Origin of the sequence: Noviherbaspirillum autotrophicum (assembly GCF_000818395.1) — a bacterium.
Lineage (GTDB): Bacteria > Pseudomonadota > Gammaproteobacteria > Burkholderiales > Burkholderiaceae_D > Noviherbaspirillum > Noviherbaspirillum autotrophicum.
Genome location: NZ_JWJG01000002.1, coordinates 58,894 through 70,560 on the forward strand (window position 1 = coordinate 58,894; position 11,667 = coordinate 70,560).

General features: G+C 53.3%; 10 protein-coding genes, 1 tRNA gene and 1 pseudogene. 5 read left to right on the plus strand and 7 right to left on the minus strand.

The features are described 5' to 3' along the window. Positions 1-97: 97 nt before the first annotated feature. Both TSA66_RS00275 and TSA66_RS00280 read right to left on the minus strand, forming a co-directional pair. Positions 98-1,474, minus strand: a complete 1,377-nt coding sequence (locus TSA66_RS00275; protein ID WP_052451953.1) for an HD-GYP domain-containing protein — start codon at positions 1,472-1,474, stop codon at positions 98-100. A 153-nt stretch (positions 1,475-1,627) separates the two neighbouring features. After that, positions 1,628-1,706 (minus strand) — tRNA-Ile (locus TSA66_RS00280). A gap of 311 nt (positions 1,707-2,017) precedes the next feature. Here TSA66_RS00280 and TSA66_RS27955 point away from each other — a divergent pair. The 4 genes from TSA66_RS27955 (at position 2,018) to TSA66_RS27495 (ending at position 7,185) form a co-directional block, all read left to right on the plus strand. Further along, on the plus strand, positions 2,018-2,152 hold the full coding sequence (locus TSA66_RS27955; RefSeq protein WP_269748339.1) for a hypothetical protein: 135 nt from the start codon (positions 2,018-2,020) through the stop codon (positions 2,150-2,152). Between the two features lie 838 nt (positions 2,153-2,990). Further along, complete coding sequence (locus tag TSA66_RS25220; protein WP_269748341.1) at positions 2,991-3,689, plus strand: Nmad2 family putative nucleotide modification protein; 699 nt, start codon at positions 2,991-2,993, stop codon at positions 3,687-3,689. 796 nt (positions 3,690-4,485) lie between these two features. Next, positions 4,486-6,597: an Ig-like domain-containing protein gene (locus TSA66_RS00290; RefSeq protein ID WP_157691524.1), complete on the plus strand. Its 2,112-nt coding sequence runs from the start codon at positions 4,486-4,488 to the stop codon at positions 6,595-6,597. Positions 6,598-6,639: 42 nt separating this feature from the next. Then, the gene (locus TSA66_RS27495) at positions 6,640-7,185 is read left to right on the plus strand and encodes a hypothetical protein (RefSeq protein WP_040038496.1); all 546 of its coding nucleotides are present in this window, start codon (positions 6,640-6,642) and stop codon (positions 7,183-7,185) included. Between the two features lie 25 nt (positions 7,186-7,210). On the opposite strand, the pseudogene TSA66_RS28140 reads toward TSA66_RS27495, so the two are convergent. The 5 genes and pseudogenes from TSA66_RS28140 to TSA66_RS26615 form a co-directional block, all read right to left on the minus strand. Next, positions 7,211-7,591, minus strand: a pseudogene (locus TSA66_RS28140) (transposase); the annotation flags it as partial. Between the two features lie 90 nt (positions 7,592-7,681). Continuing rightward, positions 7,682-8,038, minus strand: a complete 357-nt coding sequence (locus tag TSA66_RS00305; RefSeq protein ID WP_232429355.1) for a hypothetical protein — start codon at positions 8,036-8,038, stop codon at positions 7,682-7,684. Positions 8,039-8,121: 83 nt separating this feature from the next. Next, positions 8,122-8,526: a DUF6979 family protein gene (locus TSA66_RS00310; protein ID WP_052451955.1), complete on the minus strand. Its 405-nt coding sequence runs from the start codon at positions 8,524-8,526 to the stop codon at positions 8,122-8,124. 642 nt (positions 8,527-9,168) lie between these two features. Further along, positions 9,169-9,765: a hypothetical protein gene (locus TSA66_RS27240; RefSeq protein WP_040038499.1), complete on the minus strand. Its 597-nt coding sequence runs from the start codon at positions 9,763-9,765 to the stop codon at positions 9,169-9,171. Positions 9,766-9,791: 26 nt separating this feature from the next. Further along, positions 9,792-10,133, minus strand: coding sequence for a hypothetical protein (locus TSA66_RS26615; protein WP_157691525.1), 342 nt, complete (start codon positions 10,131-10,133; stop codon positions 9,792-9,794). A gap of 372 nt (positions 10,134-10,505) precedes the next feature. Here TSA66_RS26615 and TSA66_RS00325 point away from each other — a divergent pair, with 372 nt between their 5' ends. Continuing rightward, positions 10,506-11,366, plus strand: coding sequence for a hypothetical protein (locus TSA66_RS00325; RefSeq protein WP_040038501.1), 861 nt, complete (start codon positions 10,506-10,508; stop codon positions 11,364-11,366). Positions 11,367-11,667 lie beyond the last annotated feature (301 nt).

Sequence of the window (11,667 nt, forward strand, 5' to 3'; positions counted from 1 at the left end):
AGCAAAAACACGAAGGGTTGCAGGCCTTCGCCTGCAACCCTTTTTTCATGCGACGTCAGGAAGCCGCACTCCGCACTTGCATTGGCACGCGAGCGAGTTACTGGCCTGGCAATTGCGCGATGGCCAGCTTGAGCGCATCAAAGCAGGCGGGATCAAGCGCCGTGCCGACTGTTTGCGCCATCATTTCAAGCGTCTGCGGGATGGGAATGGCGCCGCGGTAAGGGCGCGCGGCCGTGATGGCGTCAAAGATATCGGCCGTGGTAATGATGCGGGTTTCAATGCCGATTTCCTCCGCCGTCAGGCCGCGCGGGTAGCCGCCGCCATCGAGCCGTTCATGATGGGCGCCGGCGACGCGGGCCAATTCTGAAAAGGCGCTAATGCGCGACAGGATGGTTTCGGTGTAAGTGGCGTGCAGCTTCACCGCATTCCACTCCTCCCTGTCGAGCTTGCCCGCCTTGTCGAGCACGCTGTTGCTCACACCCAGCTTGCGGACGTCGTGCAGCAGCGCGCCGCGCCTGAGCCAGCGACGGCGCTCGCATGACAGGCCGAGCGTTTCAGCGATCATGTCGGCATACAATGCCACGCGCGCGCTATGCCCGCTCGTATAAGGACTCTTCGAGTCCACCACCTGGCCAAAAGCCGCAGCGATATCGTCCAGATAGTCGTCATCCAGCGGCACCTCGTGGCCCGCCGGTTCCAGCGCCTGCACAGCCCGGTCGACCTCTTCCGACGCCAGCATGCGCCAGAAGGACTCCGCCTGCGCTACCTCCTCAAAGGATTGCACCAGACGCGGATCGAACCAGCGCCCCGCACGCGCGCGTACCTCGTCCAGAGCCGCCTGCCGGCCGCCGGCGGTATGAAAAACGTCGATCACCTGGGCCAGCAGCGCGATGCGGGCATAGACAGGGATAGCCTCTCCCGCCAGGCCTTCCGGCTTGCCTTTGCCATTGAAATGTTCATCGAGACTGTAGATGCCGCGCGCCACGCCGTCGGGAAAGCGCAGCAGCCGCGCGATCTCCGCACCGCGCTGGCAGCGCGTGGCAATCAGGTCATGCGCAATTTCGCTGCCGTCGCGCAGGATCGTCAGCACGCTGCGAAAGCGTTCGGCCAGCCCCGCCTTGAGGCCGGTGTGCGTGAGCACAAACGACAGCACTTGCGGCAGGCTATCGCCCACCGTCTTGAAATCGCGCTTGAAATGCAGGTCATCCGTGAGATACAACTCGCAGATACGGGCTGCGTTGCTGCTGCAGCCGAGGTCCTTGAGCAGCAGCGTGTAATACAGTTCCCACAACTGCTCCTCGGACAGCCCTGCGCTGCGCCCGATATGCATCCCGATCCAGCAACAGCGCACACAATGCCCGGGCGGCTGGCCTTCGGTAATATCGAGCGCATAACTGAGCGCACCAATGAGCTCCGAAAGCTGGAGGGCGGCGCTTGGTGGAGAAGATGGCTGTGCGCGGTATGAAGAATTCATGAAGGGGGAGATTTTTTCCTACGAGCAACAAATTGATTGTATGCGATTTGCAGGAAAACGCCGCAGCCCTCCACTACGCCAGGCAATAAACACAAAGTAACTGTCGCAAAAAAGAAAAAGGGGCTGCACTTGAGTGCAACCCCTTGATTTGTTTGGTGGGCCTCCCGTGAGTCGAACACGGCACCAACGGATTATGAGTCCGCTGCTCTAACCAAGCATGAGCTAGAGGCCCGGTAAACTTTCAATATCCGTCCCTGTTTTTTTACGTCAATGGGTCAGATTAAGGGTCAAAGATTATAACGCACGCGACATTCTTTTCTCCCGCATTCCAAGTGGAGTTCCGGTGCAGCCCATGATTTTTGGCCCTCGTCAAATCTTTCACTGACAATCGAGCCGGTTTCGCACTCCAGCGAATCCACAATAGCCTTTGCTGGTTTTCAAGACCTGTGCCTTAAAATCACTTGGCCACACGATAATTTAAATAGAATCAGGCAACAATGTGGAAGGTGGCAGGACCGGATACAGCGTACGGGATTCCCGACCTTGTCAAAGACTTTCGCCAACAAGGCAGACGCCATCCGTTGGGGCAAGGAAAAGGAGGTCGAACTGGAGCGAGGCAGCTTCATCTGCCCTCCCAAGGTGGAACGTACCGCCCTGCTCGACTTTCTACAGCGGTAGGCTCGCGCAACCCGGCGGCAATCGTCGGCGGCAACCGAAGTTGCTCAACTTCATTACTTGTCGAGGATTGAGCAGGCCTTTTGTCCGTGCTTAGCTCAACTTCAAGATCTATTCGGTGTGCTTTCCTCTTATGCTTATCAAGGCGATCGCCCCGGATGCCGCAGTAGCAGATTGGGCATCGCACCATCTCCGGCTTTGCCCCAATAAAATGTGCATTAAGTAGCGGTGCTTGGTCAGTTCTGCGCGAGGTAGCGGGCGCCGAGTCGCGCGGCCGAACCACCTGTTGCTGCTCTGTTCGGCTCACATTTTTTTCCGTTGATTGCTTCTGAGAATTAGCCTTTGCGGGCTGTGTATCTACCTCATGCACCTTTCTTAAATGCTTTTGTAGATGTCTTACAGAAGCATGGCAATACTGACATCGGACGACGACTTTGGCTTTGGCTTTGACACCAACAACTCGGTATATTGAATCCGGCGATCCGCGGCCGGCCCCGATCTCATCCAGGAGGCCCCAACCCCCGCATTTATAGCAATTTTGGTTCTCGCCCCCGCAACTACAAGGTCGTGACATCGCCGACTCCTCTTGCGCATGCTGTTGCAATTGTTGCAATTAAGGCTTTTGGCTGCTTTGCTTTTGCTCAGGTTCCACGCTTTGAACGTCCGAGACCGGACGGCGTTCTCGCTTAATCAACGCCAAGAGCCCTGAGAATGCAATCAGATGCTTTACTGCCTACCTAGTCGAGATGCGGCATCCCGATTCTTGTGCCAGCTCATGGACTTTTGCCGCGTGTCGACTCATTCTCACAAAAACACGCTACCTAAGCTGACATTTCGATCCATGCCGACGCTTTGCACATACGTAATGACGGTTGACTCAGGGCTCGCCCCGAATCCATATTGGGACTGGTGCACCCTCGCCGTCTGCACTCCAAACCGCCAGAGCGCGCGTCTTAGTGCTGGCGACTGGATCGCAGGCGTTTTAAAAGACCACGATCAGTGGCGCCTGGTGTACACGATGCGCGTTGCCGAGCGAATTCACATGGACGCGTATTTTAGAGACGAGCGCTTTGTCAAAAAGAAACCCGACTTGCGCGGCACGTGGCAGCAGCGGTGCGGAGACAACTTCTACAGCCTCAATCCAGACGGGATATGGGTTCAGCACAAGAATGTCTTCCACATTGGGAAGGAATTCCTCAAGAAGGACACGCGTCGTCCACACGTGTTTGTGTCTTCTGACTACTGGTATTTTGGGCGAAACGCGCCTTTGGTCCCGATCGAGTTTCACTCGATGCTCGGTGGCCGCGGTATCCGGGTTTCGCATCCACCACAGCTTGTTCAGAAATTTCTCTTATGGGTGCAATCCGGATATTCACCCGGCATTCATGGACTACCAACCCACAATCCAGAAATAGAAGACGTGCCAACGGCGGCGCCTTCAACACATACCTGCGGGGTAAGGCGAGCGGCCCCAGCGACAAAGTCTGGCGACGATGGCGTGGGCAATTCGGCATATAAGCGCCCCTCCTGCCGCCAGTAAATTAACCCATATGCTGTCCGCAATGCAATTAAGCACGCATGGTATCTGTATGGATTGCCCTCCGAATATCTTTGCAACCCCGGATCGCGCAATCGACTCTAAACGGTCCTTGCCAGTTTCAGTAAGCCGACGTTCAGCTATCGCCGCTTAGGACAAAGGTGGCTACTAAACCGGGGCGATTCAGTGTCTGTTTGAATGATGCCCTAGGAGCCAGATCACGATAATAGCGACAGTCACAACCCCGGGATAGACATGGCGACATTTATCGTAGCGAGTGGCTACGATAATGTCCCCGATAGCAATTGAGATTGAATGACATCGGGCTGCAGATCCGGATCTTCGTTGATAATGCACTTTCTAGGCAGCGACAAGAATCTGGTAAGCCGTGCACACCACGGATAACTCGCGCAAGGCGAATTCCCGTTTGTGTCCCTTACGCGTAGGCTAATGTGCGTATCTCCCAGCACGCCCTCGATCACCGAATTGTCATGCAGCGTGACAATCGTCGATCCGGGGCGTTCGAGATGGCGTCAAATGGAATTTCCACTGTACCGTCAGTGAGCGATTTATCGATCTGTCGGTAATACGAATATTCAGATGGCCGTGACAGGATTTGAGAAACCGCAACCACTTCTCATTAAGAGCGCCTAGATTCTAGGTTACTCTTCCTCGACTTTTAGTGGCATTACGTCACGTTAAACGTATGGAGCGCATATCCATACGGAAATGCATTCTTGCCGAGTTGTGCTTCGTCGGGGGCGCAAAATTTCAAGTAGCTATCCAATGGAGCTATTGCATGATGAAGGCAATAAAAAGCACCTTCGGACCTACGTTTCACCACTATATTTTTGCCTTTTTGGTAGCGACACTGGGGCTCGTTGCATGTGGTGGCGGAGGTGGTAGCTCGGCAGATACGGGAAGCAACGACATAGCCACCAACAATCCTGGATCTCCCAGTGCGGGTGGCATCAGTGAACAAACTACGCCTGTTCGAATTACTACAATGTCTACCGATGCCACCCTTGACCCGGCATTGCCAGCATCCATTGCGAAAGCAGTGACCAAAGTGGTGAGTCCAGTCGGTGAGGGTATCCCCAGTTCTACACTACCAATGTTGACGGCAGATAGTAATGGTGACTCGATGGTGTTTGCCATGGATGCCCAGGGCAATGTGCTATTGGCCGCTCGAACAAGGGATGCCAACACGGTTTTGAGCATTGAGTCTACTGCGATCTCTTTGGCAAGGCTGGCGATTGGCGTATTGCCGGACACAGTCAATGCAAGTCAAATAAACGAAGACATACGTGCCACCCCTTCTTTCAAGGACCTCGCATCAGCTATTGCCATTGCGCTGGAGAGCACAACGCCGCCTGCCTCGAACGCAGCTGTCCTTGACGCGATAACTGAAGTCCTTGTCCAGTTGAGGCCGTCTCTCGTTCAACGCTTGGAGGCGGCGCAAGCTTCATCCGCAACAACCCAGCTAGCCGCGGTAATGGTGTCGCCATCCGTAACATCGCCATTTCCCTTTGGGTTAAATGGCAGCAGTATTGATCAAGTAGAGGTTACGAATGACAGTTATTTGGTGAGCAATAAATCCCTTATAGCATGGAGCTTAACAAGTAGCGCAGCAAGCCAGCCTATTTTGCTCGAAGGTACGCAAACCTCTAGCCGACTTACCGGTTCCCCTAAAACCGTTACTCTTCCCAATAATGGGGGCAATGGCTTCAACTTAACGATCGAGCAGAATGAAGTCAGCTCACGCGCAACCATCATGACAATTGCATCTGATCTCATTTCGTTAGCGGCTGGTAATGTGGTTTCTTCGGATAAGGTAGCGAAATGCACCACAACCATTGCTAAAAAGTTTCTTTTACCCAAAGATATGGACCCAATTCTCAGTTCACCTAGCCTGTCCACCTTTACAAGCTACATTAGGAAGGTGGTTACGTTCGGCAACATCCAAAGCGCACTCAATGACTGCACGGATTTAGGAAATACGAAAAATGTGAACGAGACATTCGTCAATGGACTGACGGGCATTGTAGTTAATTTTTTTGATACGAAAAAGAAGGCTAATGATTTCGGCATCATGTTCGAGATTATTCAGTTTCGCACAGCCATAGGCTTGCCCGCACAAACAGTGGGAGTTTGTGAAAGCAGTAGTTCAGGCGGAGTAAGGATTGTCAACTGCGCCCGTAAATTCATGTTCGATCCAGAGCCGACTATCACTGTTGGGCAAACCACGACGCCGAATCTGGTTGCGCTCGATGCTAGCGACCAAAAAACGGCACGACCAGCGAATCTTCAGTTTTCATCCAATAATCCAGACATTGTGACCGTGGATGAAAAAACGGGCGCAGTCACGGCAGTAAAATCTGGCACGGCGCTCATCAAGATTCTCGATGTATCCACCGGCGTATCAAGCCTCGCTTCTGTGACGGTACAGTTTTCCTCCATCATTTCAGCGCAAGTCACGTTCACGCCGGAGACGCGTGCGAATGTGCCGGGAGTGAGTATCGGTATTCGCTACGGTTGTGACAGTAACTGCCCTGGAAATGTCAGGATCTACAAGGTCGAGGCTGCAATTACCTGTCAAGTGACTGAACGGTCGGATGCAGACGGCTCAATGCGCGTGGTTTCAAACGATGTGCTCGCCTTCGGGCGTGACATCGCGCCGCCGTTATCGCTTGGCATCCTTGGCAAAATCGGTTCGCGTCAAGCGAACGACTTTACCAAAGTGGGCGATGACTGGTTTATACCTGGGATCAGAAGTACAGGCCGTGTTACTGCAGTCTCGTGCAACGACTCCTCGAACCTCGGCAATACCTTCAACTATGTGGATGCGAATGGCGCGACCACGAGCTTGAACTTCGTGGTGAAGGGCGGCAGCTACAGCACTGGCTTTTAACGCGTACTGAAGGAGCTATTTGCGGGGAAATGCAAACGCAGGATGACGCAGGATGTCTCGTTCATCGCACATGTTCCAGCACCATTTCGCATCAACAGAGAAGCGATCATGAATAGTTGCTGCAGACGAGACTTCTTGCGACGATTGGCCCTCGTATTGGTAGCGGGACGATTCGGACAAGCTTTTGCCAACGAGGATGACGATGCCGGCAAAAAAAGCGGTCGAAATTCTGACATCATCTTGGTCGTGTTCTCAGCGAAGGATTGCGGTTTCTGCATGAGATGGAAAGGATCGCTTGGCGGACGCGGCGATCTTGAGCGATGGCCTGATAAAGAACAGATCCGCTATTACATCGTCGAAAAAGACACCCTTGCCCTCCCATTTTTGCCCGAGCATTTTCCGGCGGATCTGGACTGGTTGTGGCGCCGTCTCGAACGAAAAAACGCCAAGTTGGGCGTGCCCTCTTTTCGCATCTTTGTCGACCGCAAGCGTATCGCCAACGAATATGGCTACTCCAGCTGGGATACCAAAATCTTCCCACTATTGAAGGAGTTAGTCGATAAAAAGAAAAAAGGTGATCCGATTTAGGAAATACGGACCAGTCGAGGGGCCATTTTTTCTGCAAACTTGCTCGTTCGCAATCCAGCAACACGCGTCCATGAGCACTGGAATAGGAGGGGAACACGCCTATCTGGCAATTCTCGATACGTCCGGCGGTGCCCCTATACCGGTGTTGCACGACGGCCGAGCATCGGCCCTTCTTCAGAAAACCGATTTCGTCCGCCATGAGCACGCCGTCTTCATCGCACAGTGTCTGGGCAATGTAATCGACCAGATTATTACGCGGCCCGGCGCAATCCCACCGTGCCCGGTCCAGCAAATGTTGCACCCTGTAGGGTGACAGGTGATTCGACACATTGGCAAGCTGCCAGCCGTTCTTGCACTGCACCAGCCTGAGCAGGCCAATCAGATAATCCCGTGCCCGCTCCTGCATCTCGCGCAGTTTGAAGCGGCGTCCGATATAGGCAAACAGGTCAATCAGCTCCTCGACCCACGACGGGATGTCAATGGAGTATGGGGGAAGCTATCTAAGACGCTGGCCGGCTCGGTAGTGCGTTGGCGACAAACGCTTAATGGGGTCGAAGCGAGCCTTATACTCGTCCACCTCCCACATCCACGCCTCTACGATCCTGTATTGCGGGTCATACAGGATCCAGATCAGACGGTCCCAATCGTAGTTGGTTGCTTTGGGCACCATCGTCACAAAGCTTCCTGGCTTTCCACTTGGTCTGTTGCCTTTGATCTGGTAGCGCTTCCCCTCGAACCTGAAGTCATACCCACGCTGTACCGCGGTCGCGCCTTGCATGCAAACGGAATACTGCTCAATCGACATCCCAACTAGGCGAGCCGCATCATACTCGGACAACGTAGCGGTGATCATGGGAGCGTTTCCGAAAGCTCGTTCCCACGCGATAGCTGTCTCGACAAGTTGCTGACGTAAGTGCTCCACTCTGCTCGCGCAATTCAGGCGGGTTGATCCACGAACTTCTTTTCACGCCATAGCGCGGTCACAACATGCATTTGCTGATTGTAGTCTGTAGCCTTTCCATTCATCACTCGGCGCCACAACTCCATAGGTCGCATTGCAAGGGTTTCATCAATATGCAAGAGCGCCAGCCCCTCTTTCGCATATATCGCGTTCTTGTTTGACGTGGTGTACTGCCCTGGGCTGATGCCCTTGATGAGCCCGGCACCGGCAAGTCCAAGGAAAGTAGATTTTGGACAAGGCTTCTCGGCAGAGGAAGGTGTACCGCAAAATTCATGGGCTGCTATATCCCATGCTTCAGCTGGTGACGTGTTATTCGCTGCTAAAGTTGCAGCCTTTAACGCAGCTTTTTGATACTGCGTCAGTTTCCGGTAGTGGGTCATCGAATTCTCCTTGATCCTGTTGAAAACAGTACCCCTTTAGCAAAGAGAAGTGCTGATCTAGCTCCAGAATAATGTTTACCGTCTGCCAAAAAGGCGATGTGAGCATAGTGTACGTCCAACAGGATGCCAAATTTCAACTCAACTCATGAAAGGAAGGCCTCATGGCAAATCGTACTTACGCGGCCCCCAACAATCCGAACTGGCCGAGCCGCACCGGCGGAACATCCGGTAAGCACCGCGGAAACAAACCACCGAGCAAGTAATAACGGTAGTTTCGTGGCAAGCTCCATCAAGGATATGGGGCTTGCCATACACGTCTTGAGGCAAAGTGCAATGTACAGCAGCCATTCAAGCGGCAACTATCGCTAAAGGGTGAATTTCTGCTTATGGCCGCACCGCGCCGCGTCGTCGCTACTTAACCTCGCCTGCTTTATGTCAGGTTGCAGACCATCATTGTTCGATAGTGACCACGTGCAGTCGCCCCAAAGCCGAAGTCGCCCGTTCCAGAAAGCTGACATCCAACGCTAAGCTAAACGCGGTTCCTAAGACATGCCTTGCCTTGATAATAATCGCATCCTCTCGCTTCATCCGTTAAAGAACATCAGCGCTATCAAACCAAGAGAGATTGCGATATGCCATTTATCAAATGTGCGCATCTTTGATGGCGCTACGGTAGTACCGCATGCGCTCCGCCAGTTCGGCTTCGATCTGATCGAGGGCTCGCACTTCGGGGAACCCGGAGACGGCGCGATCTTCATTGATGTCCCGCAGAACGTCTTCTGGAACGAGGTCGTCTGCGAGGTAAGCGACGTCCTGAATAAAACTGGTCAAGTCAACCGCATCATAATCTTCGTCCACGGCTTCGAAAGCAGCTGCGAGCAGATTCAGGTGCGCGAGCGTAGGTAGGCCGGATTCCTGCCTCACCCCCATCGGATTCTGAAGCAGGCTTTCAACCAGCTGGGATGCTTTTCGCGGCGAGACGCCGGGAAGCCATGCAATCTCTGCGCTCAACCTGGTGCGCGGGTTCGTCAGGTCAGATCGCGCCTTCTGGCAAACATCGGAATCCAGTTCCAGCGACTTCTCTTCCGCCAACTCGACGATGCGCTTACGGTTGTCGCGTATCGTCACGCTCAAAACCGCGAACGCCGATTGATGCAGCGGGGTTGTGGTGAGGCGGGGAGCCAGTTGGCCCGGAATCGGTAGCGGCGCTGACGCAGTTAGTGCCTGTTCGACAGGCATCGCAGGCGACGGAATGTTCTTGATTATTAATGGGCACATGGTGCGGCTGGGAGCATATCGACACGCTTGCATTCTTCGGCAAAGCGACGCCATGTCAGGAGATTCTCCGCTTGATCGCGTGCGGTGCGTGTAGACACCCGGCCATCCAGATAATCGGCGTGCTTCTGAAAATGTTCATTGAACCGCTGGCCAAGCTCGTCCCCAACGAGGTCGGAATCTTGGAGGTTGAGGCGCCGCATCCAGCCGTTGATGGCGCTGGCGAAGTTCATCACTTGTTGTTTTGAGAAGCCCCGTGTAGTTTGGACGTTGGCAGCATGGGCTTTGAGTTGGCCGTAAGTAGTTTGGAAACCTGTCGTCTGAGTCGTCATGTTGTCTGATGCGGTAGGTAATAACGGTCTCGTTAGCTGCCAAATAACGGGGAACCGTACAAAAACCGCTTCAAATCACGGCTCCGTCAACATTCCTTCATTGTAACTTGGTTGACAAAATGCAAGACAAATGCCGTTAGTCCGTTCCTGCGTCCACTTGGGATGCTACAGAGGCTTGGACGAAGAAATAGTCGTCCTGCCACCGTATAGCTCATGCCACGCAAAATGAACGACCTTGAATTAAACTCGGCAAGGGATGAAAGCCGCCCGGCATGTAGCTAAGACTTCGGCTGCCAATCTGCCCATAACGAAAATTTCAGCGCTAGGTGCTTGCTAATTCGCCTGGAGCTCAATCTACGCAAATTTGTTTTCATGCTTCAGAAATACGAACTCGCCAACTTAGTGCCGCTGCTCGAAACAATCCGAAGAAGTGACAGGTATTCCGGTATGGACGGTGTAAATGTTCTTACAAACGCGGCTTTTGGCAACGATTACAACAAGGGCGAAGTGGTGCGCGAGCTACACCGTGCAAACGTCGCCGGTTCAAAGAATGACCGGTATTTCGCGCCTGACTTTTCGCATTCAAAGCAGGGATTTTCCTTTGGGCTAAATCCCTATACCGATTGGTCCTTGGCCCAACTAGAAGGACGGCCAACACACTACTACCTGTTTCTTGGACTGGACTGGTATTCCATCTCTGGATTAGGCAATACCAACCGGTGGTTTGAATATCTACGGAACCCCTTCGACGGTCCATACGACAAGGAAAATCCCTACGATAAATATTGGCACAACCTTTGGGCTTGGATAATGCGACGTTTTCGAGTCAGCGCATCAGGAGTCATGGCTTGGGACACTCCGATCGCTGAGGCGGATGCTGCGAAATTCGTTCGCACTGACGGCGGCGCATTTATCTTCCACAATCGCATTCCATATCTACGCCCCGCCGGTGAGGAAAGCGCTGGGTCGGATTGGTATGAAATGGAATGGAAGAAAGATTCAGTACGGCGTGATGCAACCGAAGATTTGCGATTGCTTCGCAAACTCGCCGAAGACAAAATCATTGCATTTTGCACCTGCACCGACTCTGTGAAAGCGCTGCGCGCTGCCGGCTATTTGCAGGATCAGATCATTTCGTGGCGAGCACATCCCTCACGAGTCTTTCATCCATCTGTTTTCAGCAAAAAGGATTTATGGTTCAAAGGGCGAAACCACTTCAAAGTGGATGCCTAGTTGCGCATCTAAGATCTAGTGCATCCGCACAACTCGTTGAATAGATCCCGATTTCGCAGGCACTTCTGGGCCTTGCATGGACTGCCCCGCATCCCATAGAAACTTCTGGCCTAGCCCAGCATAAAGGCGCCCGTCAAGATGAGTACCAATAGGAAGACGTACAGAGGGAGGTCGTGAAGTGTTGCAAGTGATGGATGAATAGCTCCGAGCACCTTAGAACCTGTTCAGTGTCTCCGTAATAACAATGACAGGAAGGCGAGCGCTACGAGTTGGGCGCTGGTTTCCAGTTTGCGCTCGCAGT